General features: G+C 41.1%; 24 protein-coding genes, 1 riboswitch and 1 other annotated feature. Of the genes, 22 read left to right on the forward strand and 2 right to left on the reverse strand.

Annotation, left to right across the window (positions count from 1 at the left end; all coding sequences use genetic code 11):
• Position 1: 1 nt before the first annotated feature.
• From HMPREF0833_RS01540 to HMPREF0833_RS01555, 4 genes are all read left to right on the forward strand, one after another.
• Positions 2-1,660: a glycosyltransferase family 4 protein gene (locus HMPREF0833_RS01540; protein ID WP_013903393.1), complete on the forward strand. Its 1,659-nt coding sequence runs from the start codon at positions 2-4 to the stop codon at positions 1,658-1,660.
• A 1-nt stretch (position 1,661) separates the two neighbouring features.
• Positions 1,662-3,410: a rhamnan synthesis F family protein gene (locus HMPREF0833_RS01545; protein ID WP_013903394.1), complete on the forward strand. Its 1,749-nt coding sequence runs from the start codon at positions 1,662-1,664 to the stop codon at positions 3,408-3,410.
• Positions 3,410-5,935: a sulfatase-like hydrolase/transferase gene (locus HMPREF0833_RS01550; protein ID WP_013903395.1), complete on the forward strand. Its 2,526-nt coding sequence runs from the start codon at positions 3,410-3,412 to the stop codon at positions 5,933-5,935. Before HMPREF0833_RS01545 ends, HMPREF0833_RS01550 begins: the two co-directional genes overlap by 1 nt.
• 93 nt (positions 5,936-6,028) lie before the next feature.
• Positions 6,029-6,505 (forward strand): EbsA family protein, encoded by a 477-nt coding sequence (locus HMPREF0833_RS01555; RefSeq protein WP_041818472.1) that lies wholly within the window; start codon positions 6,029-6,031, stop codon positions 6,503-6,505.
• Positions 6,506-6,514: 9 nt separating this feature from the next.
• Here HMPREF0833_RS01555 and HMPREF0833_RS10225 read toward each other — a convergent pair whose 3' ends face one another.
• Entirely contained in the window at positions 6,515-6,712 is a 198-nt protein-coding gene (locus tag HMPREF0833_RS10225; RefSeq protein WP_013903397.1) for a ferredoxin, read from the reverse strand.
• 45 nt (positions 6,713-6,757) lie between these two features.
• Here HMPREF0833_RS10225 and HMPREF0833_RS01560 point away from each other — a divergent pair, with 45 nt between their 5' ends.
• From HMPREF0833_RS01560 to HMPREF0833_RS01625, 14 genes are all read left to right on the forward strand, one after another.
• A complete protein-coding gene (locus tag HMPREF0833_RS01560; protein WP_013903398.1) occupies positions 6,758-7,213 on the forward strand; it encodes an SAG1386/EF1546 family surface-associated protein in 456 nt (151 codons plus the stop codon).
• A 9-nt stretch (positions 7,214-7,222) separates the two neighbouring features.
• A complete protein-coding gene (gene cmk, locus HMPREF0833_RS01565) occupies positions 7,223-7,903 on the forward strand; it encodes a (d)CMP kinase (protein ID WP_013903399.1) in 681 nt (226 codons plus the stop codon).
• Between the two features lie 23 nt (positions 7,904-7,926).
• Positions 7,927-8,055, forward strand: a sequence feature (ribosomal protein L20 leader region).
• Between the two features lie 16 nt (positions 8,056-8,071).
• Positions 8,072-8,602 carry a translation initiation factor IF-3 gene (infC, locus tag HMPREF0833_RS01570; protein ID WP_003003721.1) on the forward strand — a complete coding sequence of 177 codons (531 nt, stop codon included), beginning with the start codon at positions 8,072-8,074 and terminating at the stop codon, positions 8,600-8,602.
• A gap of 33 nt (positions 8,603-8,635) precedes the next feature.
• Positions 8,636-8,836, forward strand: a complete 201-nt coding sequence (gene rpmI / locus HMPREF0833_RS01575; protein WP_003003453.1) for a 50S ribosomal protein L35 — start codon at positions 8,636-8,638, stop codon at positions 8,834-8,836.
• A gap of 49 nt (positions 8,837-8,885) precedes the next feature.
• Positions 8,886-9,245, forward strand: coding sequence for a 50S ribosomal protein L20 (gene rplT / locus HMPREF0833_RS01580; RefSeq protein ID WP_000124830.1), 360 nt, complete (start codon positions 8,886-8,888; stop codon positions 9,243-9,245).
• Positions 9,246-9,349: 104 nt separating this feature from the next.
• On the forward strand, positions 9,350-9,817 hold the full coding sequence (locus tag HMPREF0833_RS01585; RefSeq protein ID WP_100208998.1) for a deoxycytidylate deaminase: 468 nt from the start codon (positions 9,350-9,352) through the stop codon (positions 9,815-9,817).
• Positions 9,818-10,182: 365 nt separating this feature from the next.
• A complete protein-coding gene (gene metK / locus HMPREF0833_RS01590) occupies positions 10,183-11,373 on the forward strand; it encodes a methionine adenosyltransferase (protein WP_013903400.1) in 1,191 nt (396 codons plus the stop codon).
• A 190-nt stretch (positions 11,374-11,563) separates the two neighbouring features.
• Positions 11,564-12,823 (forward strand): UDP-N-acetylglucosamine 1-carboxyvinyltransferase, encoded by a 1,260-nt coding sequence (locus HMPREF0833_RS01595; RefSeq protein ID WP_041818160.1) that lies wholly within the window; start codon positions 11,564-11,566, stop codon positions 12,821-12,823.
• Between the two features lie 56 nt (positions 12,824-12,879).
• A complete protein-coding gene (locus tag HMPREF0833_RS01600) occupies positions 12,880-13,431 on the forward strand; it encodes a GNAT family N-acetyltransferase (protein WP_013903402.1) in 552 nt (183 codons plus the stop codon).
• Positions 13,424-14,701: a CBS-HotDog domain-containing transcription factor SpxR gene (spxR, locus tag HMPREF0833_RS01605; protein ID WP_013903403.1), complete on the forward strand. Its 1,278-nt coding sequence runs from the start codon at positions 13,424-13,426 to the stop codon at positions 14,699-14,701. Before HMPREF0833_RS01600 ends, spxR begins: the two co-directional genes overlap by 8 nt.
• 21 nt (positions 14,702-14,722) lie before the next feature.
• Entirely contained in the window at positions 14,723-15,583 is an 861-nt protein-coding gene (locus tag HMPREF0833_RS01610; protein ID WP_013903404.1) for a methionyl aminopeptidase, read from the forward strand.
• An 83-nt stretch (positions 15,584-15,666) separates the two neighbouring features.
• Positions 15,667-16,638, forward strand: coding sequence for a YihY/virulence factor BrkB family protein (locus HMPREF0833_RS01615; RefSeq protein ID WP_003015777.1), 972 nt, complete (start codon positions 15,667-15,669; stop codon positions 16,636-16,638).
• A 252-nt stretch (positions 16,639-16,890) separates the two neighbouring features.
• Positions 16,891-17,355: a MarR family winged helix-turn-helix transcriptional regulator gene (locus tag HMPREF0833_RS01620; RefSeq protein ID WP_013903405.1), complete on the forward strand. Its 465-nt coding sequence runs from the start codon at positions 16,891-16,893 to the stop codon at positions 17,353-17,355.
• Positions 17,352-18,059, forward strand: a complete 708-nt coding sequence (locus tag HMPREF0833_RS01625; RefSeq protein WP_013903406.1) for a B3/B4 domain-containing protein — start codon at positions 17,352-17,354, stop codon at positions 18,057-18,059. The genes HMPREF0833_RS01620 and HMPREF0833_RS01625 overlap by 4 nt, the downstream gene beginning before the upstream one ends.
• A gap of 24 nt (positions 18,060-18,083) precedes the next feature.
• Here HMPREF0833_RS01625 and HMPREF0833_RS01630 read toward each other — a convergent pair whose 3' ends face one another.
• Entirely contained in the window at positions 18,084-18,527 is a 444-nt protein-coding gene (locus HMPREF0833_RS01630) for a GtrA family protein (protein WP_003014381.1), read from the reverse strand.
• Between the two features lie 28 nt (positions 18,528-18,555).
• Positions 18,556-18,662: riboswitch (PreQ1 riboswitch) on the forward strand.
• Here HMPREF0833_RS01630 and HMPREF0833_RS01635 point away from each other — a divergent pair.
• From HMPREF0833_RS01635 to pulA, 4 genes are all read left to right on the forward strand, one after another.
• Positions 18,660-19,169, forward strand: coding sequence for a QueT transporter family protein (locus HMPREF0833_RS01635; protein ID WP_003014390.1), 510 nt, complete (start codon positions 18,660-18,662; stop codon positions 19,167-19,169). (Overlaps the previous riboswitch by 3 nt.)
• Positions 19,170-19,254: 85 nt before the next feature.
• Complete coding sequence (gene ligA / locus HMPREF0833_RS01640) at positions 19,255-21,213, forward strand: NAD-dependent DNA ligase LigA (RefSeq protein WP_013903407.1); 1,959 nt, start codon at positions 19,255-19,257, stop codon at positions 21,211-21,213.
• A gap of 9 nt (positions 21,214-21,222) precedes the next feature.
• Positions 21,223-22,185, forward strand: coding sequence for a diacylglycerol kinase family lipid kinase (locus HMPREF0833_RS01645; protein ID WP_003014385.1), 963 nt, complete (start codon positions 21,223-21,225; stop codon positions 22,183-22,185).
• Between the two features lie 77 nt (positions 22,186-22,262).
• Positions 22,263-24,572 carry a type I pullulanase gene (gene pulA / locus HMPREF0833_RS01650; protein ID WP_013903408.1) on the forward strand — a complete coding sequence of 770 codons (2,310 nt, stop codon included), beginning with the start codon at positions 22,263-22,265 and terminating at the stop codon, positions 24,570-24,572.
• The last annotated feature ends 41 nt before the right edge of the window (positions 24,573-24,613 follow it).

Genomic DNA, 24,613 nt, shown 5'->3' on the forward strand with positions numbered 1-24,613 from the left:
TATGAAAATTTTATTTGTATCTCCTGTTGGAGCCATGTTTAGTGGAGCAGAAGTATCGATTGTGAACTTAATGAAATTGTTGGTTCAGCAAGGTCACGAAGTTTATAATGCGATACCGGATAATGCTCCACACATTGATAAAGACTATCTCCGTCATATGGATACAACTGGAATTAAACTATTTCAGTTAAAAACCAATCAGTGGTGGTGGCCTGAGTCTAAAACGCTGGATATTTCGGATTTAGAAATCCAAGCTTCTCAACAAAAGAATATTGAGGAAGTAAGAGAAATCATTCAGAACGAACAGATCGAACTGGTTATTTCGAATACAGTCAATGTTTTTCAGGGAGCCTTTGCAGCTGCATGTGAAAATGTCAGACATTTTTATATTATTCATGAATTTCCTTTTGGCGAGTTTGGCTATTATAAGGAGCTAATTCCTTTAATTGATGATTTGTCTGATAAAATTTTTGTAGTCGAAGGGGAATTGTACCAGACTCTAACGAATTATTTTACGACTGATAAATTGATTCCCTTTATTCCCTATACAGAAGTTCAAGCGCATCCTCTAAAGAATTCTACTATTTCTCGTTTTGTATCCATTGGTGGAATTAATGAACGGAAAAATCAGCTTGAGTTGCTTGAAGCCTATAATCACTTAAATCGGAAGGAGATCGAATTGGTCTTTATCGGAGGATGGGATGAGCAGTACAAAAAGTTGATGGATGACTATATTCAAGCGCATCATCTAGATCATGTAACTTTTGTTGGGTTTCACTCGGATCCATGGTCCTTGGTGACAGAAAAAGATATCCTCGTCTTACCTGCTACATTAGAAACATTTTCTTTAGTATTTGTGGAATCAGTCTTAAATGGTGTTCCGGCAATTATTTCTGATAATTTAGGTCATTTGTCTTCGAGTAAATTTTTAGAATCTGGAACTTTATATCCGCTAGGGGATAGGGATTTGTTAAGTCAGCAAATGGCTACAGTGATTGAGAATTTTGATAGCTATAAAGAAAAGCAATTACTGGATCAAGAACTCGCTCGAAAGAAATATAATCTTAAGACAATCTATACTGTTTTTAAAGATAACATTGAAGTAGAAACACCAATTGTTAACCAAAAGCTATCTTCTAAGTATGCTCGATTTTTGGGGATGAAATTCAAGAATCGTGATATTGAAGTGATTGGTAAATCTCAGGTGGTGATTTCAGCTTCACACGATGGACTCCACTCAGCCTACCATGAAATAACAAAAGAGAGAATGGAAAATAAGGGCTCTATTATCTTCCAGCTTGAAAAGGAGAAGAGTCTAAAAATATTACTTTCAGAATTTCCGGGATCCTATAAAAAATTGTCACTGATTGCATTGGAGGATCAAAGAGAAATTCCTCTTGTAACTTCAAACGGAATTGATTTCGAGGATGTTTTGGTTTTCTTTAATACCCATCCACATATTCTTTTTGATCTTTCGAATAGTTCAGGTAATCGATTTCAATTCTCCTATGAAAAAGAAAGTGACGAAGAATTTAGCAGACACCTATTCAACTTACATGAGAAACATAAAAAATTATCTCATGAATACAATTCCATCATCCATTCACGCCGTTGGACCATTCCAACAAAGATCTTGAAATTCTTAAGAATAAGGAAATAACATGCAACGTTTACTTTTATATGTTCACTTCAATAAATTTAACTTTATCAGTGGACATGTACTCTACCAATTAGAAAACATTCGTCCCCTGTATTCACGGGTGGTTTTTATCTCCAATAGTCAGCTACCAGAAGATGTGAAGTCTAATTTAACAGCACAGCATCTGGTAGACGATATTCTAGAGCGCCAAAATAGTGGCTTTGACTTTGCGGCTTGGCGGGATGGAATGAAGACCGTTGGCTTTGACCAACTGGCTCATTTTGATTCTGTTACCCTCATGAATGATACCTGCTTTGGACCTCTTTGGGATCTAGAACCAATTTATCAGCAGTTTGAAAATGATAAAGAAGTGGATTTCTGGGGAATGACCAATTACCGGAAAGACAAGGATTTTAACGAGCATATTCAGAGTTATTATCTTAGTTTTAAAAAACAAGTGTTGACATCAAGCGCCTTCCTAGAATTTTGGCAGGGTGTTCAGGACTTCACCAATGTTCAAGATGTGATTGATAACTATGAAACCAAGGTCACAACGAATTTCTTGGATGCTGGTTTTCGCTATAAGACGGTCTTTGATACCATTCATGAAGACACCACGGGAATGCTCTATCCAGACTTTTCTTACTATAATCCTACAGCGATTCTCAATCATAAGGTTCCTTTCATCAAAGTCAAAACCATTGCAAACAATGAAGGAATTATGCCTTATATTTTTGACGAGTTGGAGCGTGTATCGAACTATCCGTTAGATTTGATTCTCAACCACATGTCTATGATTGATCGCCCAGACTTTCCTTATCTCTTGTCTCGTAAGTACTTGAAAAAACAGGAATTGGCAGGAGATTTTGATAAAAAAGTTGCGGTTCATCTTCATGTCTTTTATGTGGACCTCTTGGAAGAATTTTTAGATGCTTTTCGAGACTTTCATTTTGATTATGACTTATGGATCACGACAGATGTAGAAGAGAAGAAGCAGGCTATTGAACAAATCCTTTCTAATCGGGCACAAGATGCGAGGGTTGTGGTGACTGGAAATATTGGACGAGATGTGTTACCAATGCTGCTCTTAAAAGAGCAACTCTCAAAATACGATTATGTTGGCCATTTCCATACCAAGAAATCCAAAGAAGCAGATTTTTGGGCAGGTGAATCTTGGCGCAAAGAATTGATCGAGATGCTGGTCAAACCGGCTGATCAAATCCTGGCCAATATGGAGGCCAATCCAAAAGTCGGAATCACTATCGCAGATATTCCAACCTTCTTCCGTTACAATCGAATAGTGGTTGCCTGGAATGAAGCTCTTATTTCTCCAGAGATGAACAAGCTCTGGCAACGGATGGGAGCGACCAAGACAATTGATTTTGAAAAGATTAATACCTTTGTCATGAGTTATGGGACCTTTGTTTGGTTTAAATACGATGCTTTGAAACCACTCTTTGATTTGAATTTGACAGCAGCGGATGTTCCGGCTGAACCTCTTCCTCAAAATTCTATCCTTCATGCGATCGAACGTTTGTTGATCTATATTGCCTGGGATCAAAAATATGACTTTAGGATCTCTCAAAACCCACATGTTCTGACACCATTTATCGATAATAAGCAGTTGAACAATCGCGAAGATCTTCAACCCCATACCTTTGTAGACTTTAATCAAATTGGGGGGATTAAAGGCGCCTTGAAGTATATCGTAATAGGGCCAGCAAGAGCTGTGAAATATATACTAAAAAGAATGATGAAGAAAGTGAAATAATGAAACGGAAAAAAGAGTTTAATGTTAAAGAATTTATCCTCTCAGCATTAACGAAAATCTCAAGAACTCAGTGGTATTATGGGGTTACTTTCGTTCTATTTTCTTTTTTTAATTTTTACCTAGCTCAGAATAATCTTGCAGTTCATAACAAAGCAACAGGAACTGTCCTACAATATGTTAATTTTTTAGGAATTCTATTTGGAATTAGTTTCTTGCTATTAATTCCAATATTATCCCAGTTCAATTTTAAAAAATGGTTTCCTTTAAAGCTGATTGTCAGTTATTTGGTCTACAATACCCTTTCTTATTTGACAGAAATCACGATTTATTTGAATAATCCAAAATACAAGGTTTGGAATTTTGATCAGAATCCATTCTTTAGAACGGGTTCCTTCCTTGTCATTTTCCTTCTATTTGCTCTGACAGGTGGTTTGGTTCTATTGCGACAGCATTATGATAAGCTACCAAATCGGAAAAAAGGAGGAGAAGAGATTGGCGAGAACTACCAGTATCTGGTCTTGTCACAACTCTTGATCACCTTTATCGTAACAGATAAAAACTTTTCAACCCTGATTTACCGGACAGATAATTTTTTGTATAAGGCCTTTGAAATCGGCAAATACTCAGCCCAGCAATTCTGGCTGACAAATGAATTCTTATACTTCCTATTTCCGTTGATTTCCTTGCTTGGATTCTTGTATACAAAAGGGCAGCGAGATTTCGTCAAGAACAAACCGAGTTTCTCTTTAGTGTTCTTCTCTAGTACCACTATTGCAATTGTATTGAATTATTTTATCCAATTCAGTTTAGGGAGAACAGAGCCCTTCTTAGGAGTTCATTACACAATTCCAGATGCTATCTTATTTCAGATCCTTATTTTGACAGCGATTCTCATCTTTGTATATATTTGTATCAATCAATATTGGATCGCTACCAGTCTCATTTCCGTTGTATCTATAGCTTTTGTCATTGCAAACTCCATCAAGTTTGGCATGAGGAATGAGCCGGTTTTACCAAGTGATTTAACTTGGTTGACCAAACCAATGACCCTTTTGAGCTTTGTGGACAAAGCGCAAATGTTTTACATCCTTTTATTGGTGGTCTTTCTGGTTTGTCTACTAGTTGTTGGGAAAAAGTACCTGTTCAAGGGAAGAATTATTTCTTCATGGAAAATACAAATTGGAGCTATTGCATTGATGCTCTTATGTTTTAAGAGTGTCAATGCAATATTCAGTGATAAAGAAAACGGGAAGATCAAAGCTAATGTACCAATTATTAGCACCCTGAACAATTACCAGGATATTAATTGGTTAGGAAATACGACCAATGCACGTTATAAGGGCTTGTCCTACGTTTGGATGAATCAATTGACGACTGAAGTTGTTCCAAAACCGGATGGTTATTCAAAAGAACGTCTTGAGAAAATAGCACAAAAATATACTAACTTGTCGAATGCGATCAATAAGGAGAGAAGTAACTACTTAAACGATCAAACGGTCATCTATATTCTGAGTGAAAGTTTTTCTGATCCTAGAAAAGTCGAGGGAGTTGAGCTTACGCAAAATCCGATTCCAAATATTGAGAACATCATGAAGACCCATACGAGTGGGCAAATGCAGTCAGATGGATACGGTGGCGGGACTGCCAATATGGAGTTCCAGACTCTGACAGGTTTACCTTTCTATAATTTATCTCAAACAGTTTCTGTCTTGTATACGGAAGTCTTTCCTAAGCTCCATGATGTGCCAGCTATCAGTAATGCATACTTAAAACAGAATAAGGTTGCTGTTCACTTAGCAGGTAAATCGAATTATTCTCGGGATATTGTGTATTCGAGATTAGATTTCAAAGATTTTATTACGACAGATACAAAGGGAATCAAGTACAGAAAAGAAGGAATTAGTCCGAGTGATGAATCCACCTATAATATTGTGTTGGATAACTTAAACGACAAATCAGGACAGTTCTTTTCTGTGATGACCATGCAAAATCATACCCCATGGTTAGAAGCAAATCTAGAAACTTTGGAGGCAAAGGGGAAAGGGTTTAGTGATGAAGAAAATTCAAAACTAACTTTCTATAGTCGTTTACTTTCACAAACCGACACTGCCACCCAATCCTTCCTTGAAAGTCTTTCTAAAATAGATAAGAAGATTACAGTGGTGTTCTATGGGGATCACTTGCCAGGTCTTTATCCTGAGTCGGCCTTTAAGAATAATCCAGAGAGTCAGTATCAGACAGACTACTTTATTTGGAGTAATTTTGATGCACCCAAATTGAATTATCCTTTGGTCAATTCAAGTGATTTCTCTGCTATGGTCTTTGAACAGACCAATTCAAAAGTTTCGCCTTACTATGCTTTGTTGACAGAAGTGCTGAAAAAAGCAAGTGTCGATAAAAAGGCCTTAGAAGGGGAAGCACAAGAAATTGCGGACGATTTAAAAATGGTTGAATACGACCTGATTAGTGGGAAAGGTTACCTTTCTAAAGACTTCTTTAAAGTTCCAACTGATAAATCCAATTAAAAGGAGCACAAGCAGTTAAAAATCTTTGTGATTTTGGCTGTCTGGCTCCCTTTTTTTGTTTTTTATGCTAAACTATTAGATGGGGGTATGCTCATGATTAAGATATTTGGAAAGGTCCATTATCATTGGCAACCGGACTTATCTATTCTTGTGACTTATTGGTCCATTGCAGTGATTCCGGTCTTTATTGGACTGGCCTTGATGTATGAGAGCTCTAGTGTGCCAACGCTAGTTTTGTTTTCGTTCTTTTTATTTATGGTCTTGCTCGCGATTGGAGTTCATCGTTACTTTACTATTTATGATGATGGGATTTTACGGATTATTACAGCCAATCCTTTTACCCCAATTAAAGTGAAGATCACTTCCATTGAGAAAGTAGAAGTGAATAAGAAGTCTATCAAACTCGTCTTTAATAATGGTTCGCGTAGTCGGACATTCTGTATGCGCAAATGGCCGAAAAAATACTTTATCAATGCACTTGCCTTAAATCCCTATTTTAAGGGTGAAGTAGTTTTGACGGATAACTTTATTCATGTGGACTACTATGAGATGTATTATGCAGACAAATAAAAAGCCCTCTTAATCTTTTAAGAGAGCATGAGTGGGGCATTCTCTGATAGCCTCGAGAACATCGTTTGTGACAGGGACTTCTTTTTCGAGGAGGTCGTCCTCTTCGGTAAATTTGACGATGCCATTATCATGGTAATCGAACAACTCAGAGTAGGTTTGACAGAGACCGCAAGCGATGCAACGATCTGGAATTAACGTAACTTTCATACTTCTATTGTAATGATTTTTACGAGAAAAAACAAGGAGGAAGTCATGGCAAAAGAACCATGGGAAGAAGACATTTACGATGATGGAGAAGAAACATTGAAAAGAACGAGTAAATTAAATGGAGTGAAGGCTGATCGTCTCTTAACGATTTTGGCGATTATTTTCTTTGTGGTGGTTGTGGCCATGGTGTGTTTGTTGATTTTCCTTTCTACCGGAGGAAGCGACAAATCAAAACAAATGGCTGGTTTCTACAATGGAGAGACTAAGGTTGAACAGACATCATCAGCTCCTGTAGCACAGACGGACCAAGCAACTACTAAAGATAGTTCAAAAGATGAGAACTCTGAAGAAGGCACGATCACTGTTCAAGCAGGTGAAGGGGAAGCAGCGATCGCTGCGCGTGCTGGTATTTCCATTGCCCAATTGGAACAGTTAAATCCATCCCACATGTCTACAGGATCTTGGTACGCCAATCCTGGTGATGTCGTTAAGATTCAGTAGGAGTAGAGAATGAAACAAATTCAAATTGCTATTGATGGCCCCGCTTCTAGTGGAAAGTCTACGGTTGCAAAAATTATTGCTAAGGATCTGGGTTATACCTATTTGGATACAGGAGCTATGTACCGTGCGGCGACTTACCTAGCTTTGCAAAATAATTTAACAGCTGAACAGGTTGATGACCTCTTAGATCTTTTAGATCAGTATCCAATTAGCTTCGGTCGTTCGGAAGAAGGAGAGCAGCTTGTCTTTGTAGCAGACGTAGATATTACTCACCCGATTCGCGATAACCAAGTGACCAACAATGTTTCATGGGTTGCAGCACTTGCGCCAGTCCGTGAAAAACTTGTCACTCTACAGCAAGCAATTGCAGCAGAGGGGGGCATCGTCATGGATGGTCGTGATATTGGGACCGTCGTTCTTCCACATGCAGAGTTGAAGATCTTCTTGGTCGCTTCTGTTGAGGAGCGGGCGGAACGTCGTTATAAGGAAAATGTTGAGAAGGGCATCACAGCGGATCTTGAATTATTGAAAAAAGAAATCGCTGAGCGGGACTATAAGGACAGCCACCGTGTCGTTTCTCCTTTGAAACCTGCAGCTGATGCCATTCATTTTGATACGACGGGTGTTGGAATTGCAGACGTTGTTGCCTTTATTGAAGAAAAAGCAAAAAAACTTCTTGACAAAGAATAAAAAACTTGATATCATATAAAAGTTGAGAAAAGCAGAAGTGAGAACTTCTCGCCTTGTGACGCAAGTTGCCTGGCCCCTACGGATCAAGTTTCAGTAATGAAATACATCATGTAGTTCGGGCCTGTTTTGCAGGTCCGTTCTTTGTTTTTCTCGAATAATAAAAAAGAGGTGAAAACCATAGCAAAGCAAGACTTATTCATCAATGATGAAATTCGTGTACGTGAAGTTCGCTTAATCGGTCTTGAAGGTGAGCAATTGGGTATCAAACCACTTAGCGAAGCGCAAGCACTTGCGGACGACGCTAATGTTGACTTGGTTCTCATTCAACCTCAAGCTAAACCTCCTGTTGCGAAAATTATGGACTACGGTAAGTTCAAATTTGAGTATCAGAAGAAGCAAAAAGAACAACGCAAAAAACAAAGCGTTGTGACCGTGAAAGAAGTTCGTTTGAGCCCAGTGATTGACAAGGGTGATTTCGATACGAAACTTCGCAATGCTCGCAAATTCCTTGAAAAAGGAAATAAAGTGAAGGTATCCATTCGCTTTAAGGGTCGGATGATTACCCACAAAGAGATTGGTGCTAAAGTTTTAGCCGACTTCGCTGAAGCGACACAAGATGTGGCGATCATCGAACAACGTGCTAAGATGGATGGACGTCAAATGTTCATGCAATTGGCGCCAGCAACTGACAAGAAATAATCTGTCAGAAAGTTAAAAAAAGGAGAAAATATCATGCCAAAACAAAAAACACACCGCGCATCAGCTAAACGTTTCAAACGTACAGGTTCTGGTGGACTTAAACGTTTCCGTGCTTACACTTCTCACCGTTTCCACGGAAAAACTAAGAAACAACGTCGTCATCTTCGTAAAGCATCTATGGTGCATGCAGGAGATTTCAAACGTATCAAAGCAATGCTTACTCGCTTGAAATAATCGCGTATTCGTAAGTAAAGAATTCTAGGAAATATTGGAGGAAATATAAATGGCACGTGTTAAAGGTGGCGTTGTATCACGCAAACGTCGTAAACGTATTCTTAAATTAGCTAAAGGTTACTATGGAGCTAAACATATCTTGTTCCGTACTGCAAAAGAACAAGTAATGAACTCATACTACTATGCATACCGTGACCGTCGTCAAAAGAAACGTGACTTCCGTAAATTGTGGATCACACGTATCAATGCGGCAGCTCGTTTGAACGGACTTTCATACTCACAATTGATGCATGGTTTGAAATTGGCTGAGATCGAAGTTAACCGTAAAATGCTTGCTGACTTGGCTGTTAACGATGCAGCAGCTTTCACAGCTCTTGCAGATGCAGCTAAAGCAAAACTTGGTAAATAATGTTTATAAGACTGAGAAGATTTTCTCAGTCTTTTTTTCTTACTGATTTCATGCTATAATGAAATCAATTATGGGAGAAATCATATTAGATGGAGGACCTAAAGGTGACACATAATCGACTAGCATGGGATGAGTATTTTGCAGCACAGGCCTTACTAATTTCAAATCGGGCAACTTGTAATCGCGCTAAGGTTGGGGCTGTACTGGTTAAGGATAATAAGGTCATTGCAACGGGTTATAATGGGTCCGTTTCTGGGACAGATCATTGTCTAGAGGATGGCTGTCTAATGGTCGAGGGGCATTGTGTCCGGACGATTCATGCAGAAGTCAATGCTATTTTGCAAGGTGCTGAACGTGGAATTCCAAAAGGGTTTACAGCTTATGTGACGCATTTTCCTTGTCTCAATTGTACCAAGCAGTTACTCCAAGTTGGTTGCAAGCGGGTGGTATACATTCATCAGTATCGAATTGATGAATATGCCGAGTATCTCTACCGTGAAAAAGAAGTAGAACTGATGCATTTACCGATTGAAGAGGTGAAACAGGCAATTGCAGAGACAGAACTGGTCTAGTTTGTACTTTTTTTGAAGTGGAGACTGATGGATACTGTAATGAGGGGATAGGTATATTTTCAATTCTTCTGGATAAGTAGAAGAGAATGACGGCCTCAATCTTCTTGAATTTAGTTATCGAATTGGAAGGAATTTGTACTACAACCTGTTTCCCTATTCATATCTTTATTGCTAGTAAAGAAATATGTCTGCTACTCTCGGGAGTGATATAGATTGAAACTATATCAACTCCTTTTTTAAAACATAGTCTATTATAGTTGAAATGTGTTATAATGAAGTGTTATATGGTCCCGATAAGGTGATAGTCTTTCTATCAGTGCTTTGTAACTCTATAACGAATATTTATTTTAAGGGGGGACATTTTTATGTCAGAACGTAAACTTTTCACGTCTGAATCAGTATCTGAGGGGCATCCAGATAAGATTGCAGACCAAATTTCAGATGCTATTTTAGATGCTATTTTAGAGCAAGATCCAGAAGCACACGTTGCTGCTGAAACAGCTGTTTATACTGGTTCAGTGCATGTCTTCGGTGAGATTTCAACGACTGCTTATGTGGATATTAACCGTGTGGTTCGTGATACGATTGCAGAGATTGGTTATACCAATACGGAATACGGATTCTCAGCTGAAACTGTAGGAGTACACCCATCTTTGGTGGAACAATCTCCTGATATTGCCCAAGGGGTTAATGAAGCCTTGGAAGTTCGTGGAAATGCAGATCAAGACCCACTCGATTTGATCGGAGCAGGAGACCAAGGTCTTATGTTTGGGTTTGCAGTGGATGAAACAGAAGAACTCATGCCATTGCCAATCTCACTCAGCCACAAGTTGGTTCGTCGTTTGGCTGAACTTCGTAAGTCTGGTGAAATTAGCTATCTTCGTCCAGATGCTAAATCACAGGTCACTGTTGAGTATGATGAAAATGACCGCCCTGTGCGCGTGGATACAGTTGTTATTTCAACTCAACATGATCCAGATGTCAGCAATGAACAAATCCACGAAGATGTGATTAACAAGGTCATCAAAGAAGTGATTCCAGCTTCTTATCTAGATGCTGAGACCAAATTCTTCATCAACCCAACAGGACGCTTTGTTATCGGTGGACCTCAAGGGGACTCAGGTTTGACTGGTCGTAAGATTATCGTGGATACTTATGGTGGTTACTCACGTCACGGTGGTGGTGCCTTCTCTGGTAAGGATGCGACTAAGATGGATCGTTCCGCTTCTTATGCAGCTCGCTACATTGCCAAAAACATCGTAGCGGCAGGTCTTGCTAAGAAAGCAGAAGTGCAATTGGCTTATGCGATTGGGGTAGCTCAACCTGTTTCTGTTCGTATTGATACCTTCGGTACTGGAACAGTCGCTGAAAGCAAATTAGAAGCTGCAGCACGTCAAATCTTTGACCTTCGTCCTGCAGGGATTATTCAAATGTTGGATTTGAAACGTCCAATCTACCGTCAAACAGCGGCTTATGGCCATATGGGACGGACGGATATCGACCTTCCATGGGAACGTTTGGATAAGGTAGAAGCCTTGAAAGAAGCTGTAAAATAATTAGTTGAAATGGAAAAGTTAGGGTCAAGATGATCCTAGCTTTTTTTCGTTTTGAAAATTCCTACAGATGGAAAAATAGGTCGATCTGTGGTATAATAGTTAGAGTATTTTAAATACATTGTCCCTTTTATTTCCGTTGAAAAAACGATAGTAAAAGGAAAAAGACTTGAAAGAGCTAATAATTATTAAGATGAAAAAAATTGTAATAAATGGAGGTCGCCCTCTAAAAGGAGAGGTGACCATTAGTGGTGCAAAAAATAGTGTAGTGGCCCTGATTCCTGCAACCATTCTGGCGGACGATATCGTGACCCTCGATGGGGTACCGGATATCTCAGATGTTGCAAGTCTGATTGAAATCATGACCATCATGGGCGCTAAGATCGAACGCAAAGAAGACAGTTTGATCATTGATCCACGTGGGGTGAAGGATATGCCCATGCCATTTGGGAAAATCAATAGCTTACGAGCTTCCTATTATTTCTATGGCAGTTTGTTAGGGCGCTATGGTCAAGCAACTGTTGGACTACCTGGAGGATGCGATCTCGGCCCACGTCCAATTGATTTGCATTTGAAGGCCTTTGAAGCGATGGGAGCCGCTATGACTATGGATGGCTCTAGTATGAAACTTGCGACAGATGGCAAGCCTCTTCAAGGAGCTAACATCTATATGGATACTGTTAGTGTCGGTGCAACGATCAATACGATTTTGGCAGCAGTCAAAGCTAAAGGTCGGACAGTGATCGAAAATGCTGCGCGGGAACCTGAAATTATCGATGTGGTGACCTTGCTCAACAACATGGGAGCTCATATTCGTGGAGCAGGGACAGATATTATTATCATTGATGGTGTTCCGCATTTGCATGGGACTAGACATCAAGTAATTCCGGATCGCATCGAGGCAGGAACCTATATTGCTCTTGCAGCTGCTATTGGGGAAGGTATCCAGATCAATAATGTCTTGTACGAGCATTTAGAGAGCTATATTGCCAAATTAGAGGAAATGGGTGTGTGCATGACCATTTCTGAAGATAGTATCTTTGTAGAAAAGCAAACAGGCTTGAAGGCCATCCAGATCAAAACGTCTCCTTATCCAGGTTTTGCGACTGATTTGCAACAACCGATCACACCTTTGCTCTTAACGGCTGCAGGACGTGGGCGAATCGTTGATACGATTTATGAAAAACGGGTTAACCATGTGCCAGAATTGGCTAAAATGGGGGCTACTATCTTGACTTTGAACGACCACATTATCTATGAAGGGCCAAATCAATTGACGGGATCCAGTGTGAAAGCGACAGATCTTCGAGCTGGTGCGGCTTTAGTGATCGCAGGTCTCATGGCTTCTGGAACAACAGAAATTACAAATGTGGAATACATCCTTCGCGGGTATTCAGATATTATTCATAAATTGACCCAACTTGGAGCAGATATCCAGTTGATAGAAGAGTAGTGATTGAATCTGAGATCTGGTAGTGGTGCCTGGATACATGAACATTGGAGTTTGAAATGAATATTTGGACGCACTTAGCTGCCTATTCACTGATTGAAACACAAAGGTTGTACTTACGACCTTTTCTCTTTGAGGATGCGGAAGATTTTTATAAGATTGCTTCGAATCCTGATAACCTACAATTTATCTTTCCTGCACAAGCTGATCTTGCTGAAACTCAATATGTACTAGCCAACTATTTCATAAAAAATCCATTGGGGGTTTGGGCGATCTGTGATAAGGAAACCAATCGGATGATCGGCTCCATCAAGTTTGAAAAGTTGGATGAAATCAAGAGTGAGGCTGAATTAGGTTACTTTTTACGTAAAGATTTTTGGGGAAAGGGCCTGATGACAGAAGCAGTCAAAGAACTGGTCAATTTATCGTTTGAGAAATTTCAACTAAAGGAACTTAAGATTGTCACCCATGTTGAAAATATAGGGAGTCAAAAGGTCGCTTTAAAGGCTGGATTTCGTCTCTTTCGTCAATTCAAAGGGAGTGACCGCTATACGCGTAAAATGCGCGATTATTATGATTTCCGCCTAGGTAGAGGGGACTTCTATGAGTAAACACCAAGAGATTTTAGACTATCTCGAAAAATTACCAATTGGAAAACGGGTCAGTGTCCGCAGTATCTCCAATTTTCTGAATGTTAGTGATGGGACGGCCTATCGTGCCATTAAAGAAGCTGAAAATCAAGGAATTGTCGAAACGCGTCCTAGAAGTGGGACCATTCGTGTCAAATCTCAAAAGGCAGTACTAGAGCACTTGACTTATCGGGAAATTTTAGAAATCATTGGATCTGAAATATTAGCAGGTGAGGAAGGTCTCGAAAAAGAATTTAATAAATTTTATATCGGTGCTATGACGGAGAAGCACGTCCTAGACTATGTGTCTGAAGGAGGTCTTTTGATCGTGGGAGACCGCACTAGCATCCAACGCTTGGCTCTTAAGCATGACAATGCGGTCTTAGTGACAGGTGGCTTTGAGGTCAGTGAGGATGTGATTGATCTGGCTAATCAGGTAAAAATCCCAGTCATACGAACTTCACACGATACCTATACCGTCGCTACCATGATCAATAAGGCTTTGTCTAACATGCAGATCAAGACGGATATCTTGACAGTAGAACAGGTCTATCGGCCCTTCCATGAATATGGTTATCTTTCAGAGACTGATACGGTAAGAGACTATCTGGATTTGGTTCGAAAAAATCGCTTTAGTCGCTTTCCAGTTGTCAATCAGCACCAGATGGTGGTGGGCGTCGTGACCATGAGAGATGCTGGAGATAAGGCGCCTCAGACGACCCTTGATAAGGTGATGTCACGGACGATCTTTACCACTAAATTGTCTACTAGCATTGCGACGATTAGCCAACGGATGATTGCTGAAGATTATGAGATGATTCCTGTTATTCGCAATAATCAGACCTTGCTGGGTGTTATTACACGTCGAGATGTGATGGATCGGATCAGCAAGGTGCAGTTTTCAAGCTTACCAACTTTTAGTGAGCAAATCGGACAAAAGATTCTAACGGAGAATAATCATTACCAATTCACAGTGGAGCCAAGTATGCTTGAAAAGAGTGGTGTTTTGGCCAATGGGGTCATGATCGAAGTTCTAATGAAGATTGTTCGTAAGCTAATGCAAAATATTGGGCGTAACTTGATCATCGAACAGCTGATCATCAATTTTTTACAGGCAGTACAGGTAGATGATGTGATTCGCATTGAACCACAGCTTGTCCGCCGAACAAGACGTTCTGCCCTAGTCGATTTTAGTTTGTATTTGGACTTACAACTGATAGCGAAAGCAACCATTACGATTAAGATTAATTAAACAAAAAGAAATGAGGAGACAATGATTACATTAAAATCACAACGTGAAATTGAAGCCATGGATCGTGCGGGAGATTTCCTTGCCAGCATCCATATTGGATTGCGTGACTTGATCAAGCCAGGGCTTGATCTTTGGGAAGTAGAAGAATATGTCCGTCGTCGCTGTAAAGAAGCCAATGTCTTGCCACTTCAGATTGGTGTAGAAGGCAGTCTCATGGATTATCCTTATGCGACTTGCTGTGGCTTAAATGACGAAGTGGCCCATGCTTTTCCACGTCACGTCATCTTAAAAGATGGTGATCTTCTCAAGGTAGATATGGTCTTGTCTGAACCGCTGGATAAGTCTGTTTTAGATGTTTCAAAATTGGATTTTGATAATGTGGCGCAAGTGAAAAAATATACAGAGTCCTATACCGGTGGTTTAGCTGATTCATGCTGGGCTTATGCTGTTGGAAATGTTTCCCAAAAAGTCAAAGATTTGATGGATGTGACCAAAGAATGTCTTTACAAAGGAATTGAAAAAGCGGTTGTTGGCAATCGCTTGGGAGATATTGGTGCAGCGATTCAAGAGTATGCCGAAAGCAAAGGCTATGGCGTGGTGCGTGATTTGGTCGGACACGGTGTCGGGCCTACTATGCATGAAGAACCAATGGTCCCACATTATGGTCGTGCTGGACGCGGTCTTCGTCTGCGTGAAGGGATGGTCTTGACGATTGAGCCAATGATTAATACCGGTACTTGGGAAATTGATACAGATATGGAAACTGGTTGGGCCCATAAGACCCTCGATGGTGGCCTTTCTTGTCAATACGAGCATCAATTTGTGATTACAAAAGATGGTCCGGTGATCTTAACCAGTCAAGGTGAAGAAGGAACTTACTAAAAGATAGAGAGGAAAGAATGGAGCTGAAGGCAGGTGTCTGGTTTCGCTCTTTGCTCTTTTTTAGTAAAACGGGGAGGTGACGGATGAAAAAAGTCATAAAAAAAGTGCTAGATCAGCCGTTTATAAAAGGCTTCGTGCGATTTTATCAGAGTGCAGAGTCTGATATCACCAGCATTGCGGTTGCCTATTATTTGTTGATCTCCATTTTCCCTTTGATGCTGATTGCAGCCAATATTTTGCCTTACTTTCATATTCGTCCTACCCAGATTCTTTTGAGCTTACAAAAAGTCTTGCCAGCCTCCTTATATCGAATAGTGGCACAGATGATTTCGAGTGTCTTGACCAAACCCTCAACAGGATTACTGAGTTTTTCGATTGTTTCCGCTTTGTGGATCTTCTCTCAGAGCATTGCCTACCTCCAAAGAGCCTATAACAAGAGTTACGGGGTGGAAAAGGAGCGTGGCATTATCTGGGGACGACTCTTTAGCTTTCTGATCAGTTTTGCCTTGCAGGGCTTGTTTGGACTTTCGCTCATTCTTTCCATGTTTGGGAAAATGATCGTTCGCTATCTCTATCGGACCTTTTCATTTGATCGGACGATTTATGTGCGCTTACTGAATTTGACAGAGCCGACCATCTATCTCTTGCTCTTTGTCAGTCTGGTCTTGCTTTATTACACTCTTCCAAATGTTAAAATTCCGAAATTTAGATATGTTCTTCCAGGAGCGACCTTCGTTGTTGCTGTCCTGTATGCGATCTTGAATATCTTTTGGAAATATGTGGATCGTTATGTGAGTCATTTCTTAGATGCTCGTTTCTTCGGTTCGGTCGTCCTAGCGGTCATCATGTTCTGGTTCATCTTGGTAGCTAAAATCATGATTATTGGTTGTATTTTAAACGCCAGTATCCAGTTTGCTAGAGAAGCCAAGTTCCAAACGCGCAATGGAGAAATTGTCTCCAAATTAAAAACGGAAGAAGTAGCCTTTTGGCATAAAGAAGCTTCACAAAAATTAAAGCGTCGGTTACGCTTGAGAAAAAAAGATAAAACGGAATAAGGGAGAGTGGGACAGAAATCGGTAATTCGTTAGAATTCGATTTCGTTGTCCCACTTCCGCACAGTTGAGTAGGGCTGTAAAATCTGATGAAATCAGCGTAGTAGAGCCCACTCAACCACTGCGTCTTGCTCGACAATTCAAAAATAATTGAGAGGCTAGGACTTTTGTCCCAGTCTCTTTTTTGTTATCTATTTTTGTTGCATTTGCAACAAAAATGTGATATGCTATTCTTAATAAGAAAGGAGGAGTGGGATGAGTATTTTGCGTGAGATAGGCATCATTGCGCGAGCTTTGGATTCTATAGCAAATATCGAATTTCGAGATTTGGATCTAGCGCGTGGTCAATACCTCTACCTGGTGCGAATTGCCGAGCAACCTGGAATTATTCAGGAAGAACTCTCTGAGCTCTTAAAAGTCGATCGCTCAACTGTTGCCCGATCCGTAAAAAGATTAGAAGAACGAGGACTGATTCAGCAGCGTCCAAGGGGTGAAAACCTTAAAACCAAGGAATGGGAATTAACTGAAAAAGGCAAGAAGATTTACCCCTTCATTTTAGGGGAGCATCTTTATTCTGAGGCAACTGCCTTAAAAGGATTTTCCAAAGAAGAAGTCGCACAGTTAGAGGAGTATCTGATCCGAGTTCGTGAGAATATTACCCTAGATTGGGAACTAGTCAAAAAAGGTCAAAAAAGAAATTATAGTGAGGTAAAGCAATGAAAGTAACAGTTGATCAAGCATTTTGGGATTTATTTCCAACAGCTAGAATTACAGTGATGTCCCTGTATGGTATTGATAATAAAGTAGATGAAGCCAAGGATCCTTATTTCAAAGAATTGTTGGACAAGGGTACCAAGAGAGCATGGGAATTTATTGATGAAGAAAACTATACCCAGAGTGAGTTCGTTCAAGAGTGGCGCCAAGCTTTTAGCAAGTTTAAAACAAAAAAAGGAGCCCGATCTTCAATCGAGGCACTCTTAAAACGGGTTCACCAGGGACGTGAATTCTATCCGATTAATCCTTTGGTGGATCTTTACAATAGTGTTTCGATGGCTTATGCCCTTCCTTGTGGGGGAGAAGATATGGATAAATTGGTGGGTGGACTCTCTCTAGGCCAAGCGAAAGGAGGCGAACCTTTCTTTCCATTAGGAGCTGAAGAAGATGCACCGGCTTTGGAAGGGGAGATCATCTACTACGACCAAGAAGGCGCTGTTTGCCGTTGTTTGAATTGGCGTGAGGCTCAAAGAACCATGCTAACTGAAGATACTAAGGACGCAATTTTGGTGATTGAAGCCATCAATGAGGAGCAGGCCAAACGGGCACAAACAGCTATGCAGGAATTGAAAGATCTAGCCAAAGATTATTTTGGGGTTGAAGGTACCATCTATCAATTAAGTGCAGAGCATGCAAGTATAGAAGTTTAAAAGAATAAGGCTGAAACAATCGTTTCAAGCCTTGTTTTTATTTTTAAAGACAAAGAGTTTACTAAATACGTAATTGAGGACTACAATGGCCACTTGTGCAAAGAGGGTTTCAATCAGATTGATTTGGCTCTTGTTATTGTGGACGAATTGACCGATAATTCCTGGGAACTGCTTGACAAAAATCTCGGTCAAGGCCATATCTAGAATAAAGGTCCCAGAGCGCGCAATTGCAAATCGGATCAAGCGCTGAAACCAGCCCTTTCTTTCTTGTTTAAAAACAATGGTATCGTTGGTCGCAAAGGCAAAGAGGATCCCAGCAATGTTTCCAATTGCTGTCGCTAATCGTTCATCACGAGACACATGATAGATGAAGAGGCGGGTTACGACGGAAACAAGGGTTGTGGCAACTCCAAAAAAAAGATAGGATAAAATCTCATTATCAAAAAATTTTTTAATTAGTGTTTTCATAAATTCAGTCTACCATAAAACCTCAAAATATGCTATACTTGAAAGGTTGAAGAAATCAAACCTTCAACCCTTGGTGCTTAAGATCCTTTCGCCAAGCATATTACACGCGGGAAAACCGCTAAAGGAGAATAGATGAAACAGTTAACTGCTCGTGATATGGCGCAAATTGCCATTGTTGCTGCGATTTATATCGTATTGACCATTACCCCACCTCTCAATGCTATGGCCTACTATGGCTATCAATTCCGTGTTTCGGAAATGATGAATTTCTTGGCCTTCTACAATAAGAAGTACTTGATTGGGGTGACTCTTGGTTGTATGATTGCTAACTTATTTAGTTTTGGATGGATCGATGTCTTTGTCGGTGGAGGTTCAACCTTTGTCTTCTTAGGACTTGGACTCATTCTATTTGGTCGATTCAAAAACAAGTTCTTGTTTAACGGTCTTATTCGCTTGGACCATTTCTTGTTTGCGATTTTCTTTTCCATTTCCATGTTTACAATTGCCTTGGAACTTTATTACCTTCAAGGCCAACCATTCTTCTATAACTGGTTGACCATGGGATTGGGTGAATTCGCATCCTTGATTTTTGGAGCGATTGTGATCAATCAACTTTCTAAACGGATCGATTTTACAAAATAAGAAAAGGGAGCCTTGGCTCCTTTTTTTCATGCTAAGAATGCAGTAAATTCAAGGCTAAATTAAGATTTTATGATAAAATAAGAACATGAAAACCAGAATGAAAGAATTAGTGGAATTACTCAATCGATATGCTTACGAGTATTACACAAAAGACACTCCATCTGTTTCAGATAGTGAATATGATCAATTATATCGGGAGTTGGTGGAACTAGAAACCGCTCATCCTGATGAGATCTTACCAGAGAGTCCTACTCACCGTGTAGGTGGGGTGGTTTTAAAAGGCTTTACCAAATACCAGCACCAGTATCCCCTTTATAGTTTGCAGGATGCTTTTTCGCGTGAAGAATTAGAAGCCTTTGATCAGCGTGTCCGTAAGGAATTTTCTTCCATCAGCTATGTTTGTGAGCTGAAGATCGATGGCTTGTCCATTTCCCTCACCTATGAAAATGGTGTCCTTGTAACGGGGGCAACACGTGGGGATGGTTCTGTCGGTGAGGATATTACAGAGAACCTCAAGCGGGTCAAGGATATTCCTTTGGTGTTACCAGAGCCAGTGAACATCACAGTTCGAGGTGAGTGCTACATGCCGCGGGCTTCCTTTGATCGGGTTAATCAAATTCGTCAAGAAAATGGCGAGCCTGAGTTTGCTAATCCACGAAATGCTGCTGCAGGAACGCTTCGTCAATTGGATACGAAAATCGTGGCCAAGCGAAATCTCGCAACCTTCTTGTATCAAGAAGTGAGCCCGACGGATCAAAGCAGTCAGGAAGGCGTGCTTGAGAAATTAGCCCGCTTAGGGTTTGTCGTGAACCAAGAGCGAGTGCTGGCTGAGGATATGGAGCAAATTTGGGAATTTATCCAAAAAGTAGCCCAACTTCGAGAGGATCTTCCCTATGATATCGATGGGATCGTCATCAAGGTCAATGACCTAGCTGTTCAAGAAGAACTAGGCTTTACCGTAAAAGCCCCTAAATGGGCTGTCGCCTATAAGTTTCCAGCTGAAGAAAAAGAAGCGAAAATCTTATCGGTGGATTGGACGGTTGGCCGAACCGGAGTTGTGACCCCAACTGCCAATCTAACTCCAGTCCAGCTAGCAGGAACCACAGTTAGTCGGGCAACCTTGCACAATGTGGACTATATTGCTGAAAAAGATATTCATCAGGATGATACCGTCATTGTCTACAAGGCGGGTGATATCATTCCTGCGGTCTTGCGTGTCGTCAAAGATAAACGGGTATCTGATCAAGCATTAGCCATTCCAACTCAATGTCCGAGCTGCCAGAGTGAGTTGCTTCATTTCGAGGATGAGGTGGCCCTTCGCTGTATCAATCCGCTCTGTCCAGCCCAGATGAAGGAAGGATTGAACCACTTTGCAAGTCGGGATGCTATGAATATCACAGGCTTGGGTCCAGCTGTTGTAGAGAAACTCTTCGCAGCTCAGTTGGTAGAGGATGTAGCTGGGATCTATCGTCTGACAGTCGAGGACCTATTGACCTTGGAAGGCTTTAAAGAAAAATCTGCTGAAAAACTCTATGAAGCCATTCAAGCTTCAAAAGAGAATTCAGCTGAGAAGTTACTCTTTGGTTTGGGGATTCGCCATGTCGGTAGCAAGGTTAGTCAAATCTTGCTCCAAGAATTCCATGACATCGATCAATTGGCTACAGCTGATCCAGAACGAATTGCCAGCATTGATAGTCTCGGTATGGTCGTGGCTGAAAGCCTCAAGAGTTATTTCGCTCAAGAAGGATCCAAGCGCCTATTGCAAGAGCTTAAAGAAGCTAGCGTCAATATGGTCTATCTTGGTGAGAAAGTCGCTGCTGATGCGGCCCTATCAGGAATGACAGTCGTTTTGACTGGGAAGCTAGAGCGACTCACGCGTTCAGAAGCAAAGGCAAAATTAGAAAGTCTGGGCGCTAAGGTGACTGGATCGGTTTCCAAAAAAACAGATTTAGTCGTTGCAGGTAGTGACGCTGGTAGCAAGTTAACCAAAGCACAAGAATTAGGAATCCAGGTAGAAGATGAGGCCTGGCTTGAAAGTTTGTAGAGGATCTTTATGGTAGAACGAATCAAAAAAGCCCGTTTAATTTATAATCCGACCTCTGGGCAAGAAATTATCAAGAAAAATATTGCGGAAGTCTTGGACGTACTTGAAGACGTGGGCTATGAAACCAGCGCTTATCAAACGACTCCTGAACCATTTTCTGCCCAAAATGAAGCAGAAAGAGCCGCTAAAGCAGGCTTTGATTTAATCATTGCCGCTGGTGGAGATGGTACGATTAACGAAGTGGTCAATGGGGTTGCAGGTCTGGAAAATCGGCCGCAGATGGCCTTTATTCCGACCGGTACCACCAATGACTATGCGCGTGCCTTGAAGATCCCGATGGGAGATCCTGTGGCGGCTGCTCGCATTATAGAAAAAAACCAAACCATTCAAATGGATATTGGTCGTGCCTATGGCAGCAAGTATTTCATCAACATTGCTGCAGCAGGAACCATGACAGAATTGACCTTCAGTGTTCCAAGTAGCGTTAAATCTCGCTTGGGTTACTTTGCCTATGTGGCTGAAGCAGCTAAAATGTTACCGCGAAACAAGGCTCGGAAGGTGCGGATTGAGCACGACAATGGTGTCTTTGAAGGGCCAGCGTCTATGATTTTTGTGGCCTTGACCAACTCGATTGCTGGCTTTGAAAGTGTCGCGCCAGATGCTAAGCTCGATGATGGGAACTTTACCTTGATTATCGTAAAAACTGCTAAGCTCTTTAACATGTTGTCCTTGATGATTCAGGCCATTAATGGAGGCAAGCATGTGCACGATGAAAATGTAGAATATCTCAAGACCAAGAAGTTGACGATCGAAATGTTAGGGAAAAATGCTCAACCATTCCGCATCAATCTAGATGGGGAGTACGGAGGAGATACTCCAGTTGAATTGGAAGTCTTCCATAATCACTTGGAATTCTTTGCAAATATTGATGAAATCAACAACGATGCTTTGGTTCACACATCTGAAGAATAAAAACAAATAGTTAGAGCCACGTACGTGTTTCACGAGGAATGGTTCCTTCGGTATTAAATTGGCAATAGGAAAATGTTATGCGACAATACCATGTAAAGCTTCATTTTCATAAGCAAAAAGGAAATTATTTTGCCTATGATATGTGGCAGTGGCAGGATCAAGTAGAAGGAAAATCAGTCTCTTTCTCCAAGTTGGATTATTTTGGAGTAGAGGGAAATCTGGTATACGAGAGTGAGGATGCCTTGAACCGGGGCCATGTCCTGGTTAAAGAAGGGGATTGGCTCACTAAGACCCGTGATTTTGAAATCGAACTCTTACCAGAAGGGCATGTTCGAGAAGTATGGATTCTCGATGGAGACGATACAGTCTATTATTCTTTGCAAGCTGCTTTGACGAGTCATGCATACAGCCATCGTCAGCCTCATGCCTACGATATGGCGATGCGTCCTAGAGAGTTTGATGCTAAATGGGCGTATCAAGGCTGGCTCGGTCATCGGGAGGAAGAAGGGGAGCATTGCTTTAAACTGTGGGCTCCAACGGCTAAGAAAGTTGAATTGTTGCTTTATCAATCAACAGAGTTGGATGCGCCTATTTGGAAAAGCATGCCAATGACGCGTGGCAAACAAGAGTCTAGCTACCACCCAGCAAATACCCATGGTGTTTGGATTTTAGATTTTCTAGGAAATTTAAGTGGCATGGCTTATCAATATCGTGTGCATTTTGAACACCATACTCAAGTGACGCGCGATCCTTATAGCATTGCAACGACAGCGGACGGGATGCGCACTGCCATTCTTTCGAGAGCAGATCGTCAGTTTGATTGGGGCACTAAAAAAGGTGCCGATGAGACTCCTTGGCGCTTGGATAACCCTTGTCAAGCAGTGATCTATGAGATGCACCTTCGGGATTTGACTAAGTCACTGACTTCAGGTGTGGACGAGTCTTTGCGAGGGACCTATCTTGGTGCTTGCCAAAAAGGAACCGTCAATAGCCATGGTGATGCAACTGCTTTTGATTATATCCGTCAGTTAGGAGTTAATGTCGTGCAACTGCAACCGATCTCTGATCGCTTTAAACAGTACGACGAAGAAGGCCAGGTGACCTACAATTGGGGCTACGATGTTCAGAATTATTCTGCACCAGAAACTAGCTTTTCGACGGATCCATCCAATCCGAAACAAACCATGAAAGAGCTCAAAACCATGATCCGGGCTTATCATGAGGCAGGAATTTCTGTGGTCATGGATGTGGTCTACAATCATATCTATTCGACCGAACATGGTCCTTTCCAAAATACAGTGCCCGATTATTATTACCGGATGGAGCCAGATGGTCGTTTCCAAAATGGGACAGGTGTCGGTAATGAAACGGCTAGTGAGCATGAAATGTACCGCAAGTACATGATAGATTCCCTCACGCACTGGGTCAAAGAGTACCAAATCGATGGCTTCCGCTTTGATTTGATGGGGATTCACGATGTAAGGACGATGAATGCTATTCGGGAGGCAATGGACGCTCTGGATCCTCGCATTCTCCTTTACGGAGAAGGTTGGGACATGGGAACAGGTCTCGCACCAGAGGACAAGGCTAAGAAAGACAATGCGGCGCAATTGCCTCGAATTGGATTCTTCAATGATACGGAGCGCGATGCTATTAAAGGGGCTGAGGTTTATGGTTCCATCAAACGTGGCTTCGTCAGCCGAAAATCGACAGAGAATATCGTTGCGCGTGCTGCTCTAGGTAGTGCAGAGCTTGGTCATTATTTAAGTCCGAATCAGGTCTTGAATTATGTGGAAGCTCATGACAATTATAATCTCTATGACTTGCTTCAGACCCTTCATCCGAATGAAGAAGTAGCAGGCTTGGTCAAGCGCTCAGAGTTGGCTACAGCCATGAATCTGCTCTTTCAGGGCATGACCTTTATGCAATTGGGTCAAGAGTTTATGCGGACCAAATTGGTAGCGACAGGTCCTGATGGAGAAATCACCCCTTTGGATCGTGAGCGGGCCATGAATTCCTACAATGCTCCAGATTTTGTGAATCAGGTCAATTGGGATTTGGTCAGTCAGAACAAGGAATCAATTGCCTATATCCGAAGCTTGATCGCCTTGAAGACAAGTCTTCCTGTCTTAGGACTTGAAAGCTATGATAAAATCTACCAACAAGTCTTTATTCAATCTGCAACTGATACCAGTGGTCTTGTCATCTATGAACTAACAGGAGACAAGAAGTACTTGGTCATCTTCAATGCTAGCGGGCTTCCATATTACCTCCAAAATTCAGATAAATTGAAATTGATGGTTGGGAATAGTCGCCATAAACGTCCATTCTATGTGGAGAATTTAACGGCTTCTGTTTTTGAAGTTCTAGATGAAGGTAAAGCGTGATCTTTTTAAAGAAATCACAAAATCCCTGAGTTTTTAAACTC

It is taken from the genome of Streptococcus parasanguinis ATCC 15912 (genome assembly GCF_000164675.2).
GTDB lineage: Bacteria > Bacillota > Bacilli > Lactobacillales > Streptococcaceae > Streptococcus > Streptococcus parasanguinis.

Excerpts from the sequence above, each read along its gene's own strand:
- HMPREF0833_RS01540 (WP_013903393.1), top strand. The coding sequence starts at position 2 with ATGAAAATTTTATTTGTATCTCCTGTTGGAGCCATGTTTAGTGGAGCA.
- HMPREF0833_RS01545 (WP_013903394.1), top strand. The coding sequence starts at position 1,662 with ATGCAACGTTTACTTTTATATGTTCACTTCAATAAATTTAACTTTATC.
- HMPREF0833_RS01550 (WP_013903395.1), top strand. The coding sequence starts at position 3,410 with ATGAAACGGAAAAAAGAGTTTAATGTTAAAGAATTTATCCTCTCAGCA.
- HMPREF0833_RS01555 (WP_041818472.1), top strand. The coding sequence starts at position 6,029 with ATGATTAAGATATTTGGAAAGGTCCATTATCATTGGCAACCGGACTTA.
- HMPREF0833_RS10225 (WP_013903397.1), bottom strand. The coding sequence starts at position 6,712 with ATGAAAGTTACGTTAATTCCAGATCGTTGCATCGCTTGCGGTCTCTGT.
- HMPREF0833_RS01560 (WP_013903398.1), top strand. The coding sequence starts at position 6,758 with ATGGCAAAAGAACCATGGGAAGAAGACATTTACGATGATGGAGAAGAA.
- cmk (WP_013903399.1), top strand. The coding sequence starts at position 7,223 with ATGAAACAAATTCAAATTGCTATTGATGGCCCCGCTTCTAGTGGAAAG.
- rpmI (WP_003003453.1), top strand. The coding sequence starts at position 8,636 with ATGCCAAAACAAAAAACACACCGCGCATCAGCTAAACGTTTCAAACGT.
- rplT (WP_000124830.1), top strand. The coding sequence starts at position 8,886 with ATGGCACGTGTTAAAGGTGGCGTTGTATCACGCAAACGTCGTAAACGT.
- metK (WP_013903400.1), top strand. The coding sequence starts at position 10,183 with ATGTCAGAACGTAAACTTTTCACGTCTGAATCAGTATCTGAGGGGCAT.
- HMPREF0833_RS01595 (WP_041818160.1), top strand. The coding sequence starts at position 11,564 with ATGAAAAAAATTGTAATAAATGGAGGTCGCCCTCTAAAAGGAGAGGTG.
- HMPREF0833_RS01600 (WP_013903402.1), top strand. The coding sequence starts at position 12,880 with ATGAATATTTGGACGCACTTAGCTGCCTATTCACTGATTGAAACACAA.
- spxR (WP_013903403.1), top strand. The coding sequence starts at position 13,424 with ATGAGTAAACACCAAGAGATTTTAGACTATCTCGAAAAATTACCAATT.
- HMPREF0833_RS01610 (WP_013903404.1), top strand. The coding sequence starts at position 14,723 with ATGATTACATTAAAATCACAACGTGAAATTGAAGCCATGGATCGTGCG.
- HMPREF0833_RS01615 (WP_003015777.1), top strand. The coding sequence starts at position 15,667 with ATGAAAAAAGTCATAAAAAAAGTGCTAGATCAGCCGTTTATAAAAGGC.
- HMPREF0833_RS01620 (WP_013903405.1), top strand. The coding sequence starts at position 16,891 with ATGAGTATTTTGCGTGAGATAGGCATCATTGCGCGAGCTTTGGATTCT.
- HMPREF0833_RS01625 (WP_013903406.1), top strand. The coding sequence starts at position 17,352 with ATGAAAGTAACAGTTGATCAAGCATTTTGGGATTTATTTCCAACAGCT.
- HMPREF0833_RS01630 (WP_003014381.1), bottom strand. The coding sequence starts at position 18,527 with ATGAAAACACTAATTAAAAAATTTTTTGATAATGAGATTTTATCCTAT.
- HMPREF0833_RS01635 (WP_003014390.1), top strand. The coding sequence starts at position 18,660 with ATGAAACAGTTAACTGCTCGTGATATGGCGCAAATTGCCATTGTTGCT.
- ligA (WP_013903407.1), top strand. The coding sequence starts at position 19,255 with ATGAAAACCAGAATGAAAGAATTAGTGGAATTACTCAATCGATATGCT.
- HMPREF0833_RS01645 (WP_003014385.1), top strand. The coding sequence starts at position 21,223 with ATGGTAGAACGAATCAAAAAAGCCCGTTTAATTTATAATCCGACCTCT.
- pulA (WP_013903408.1), top strand. The coding sequence starts at position 22,263 with ATGCGACAATACCATGTAAAGCTTCATTTTCATAAGCAAAAAGGAAAT.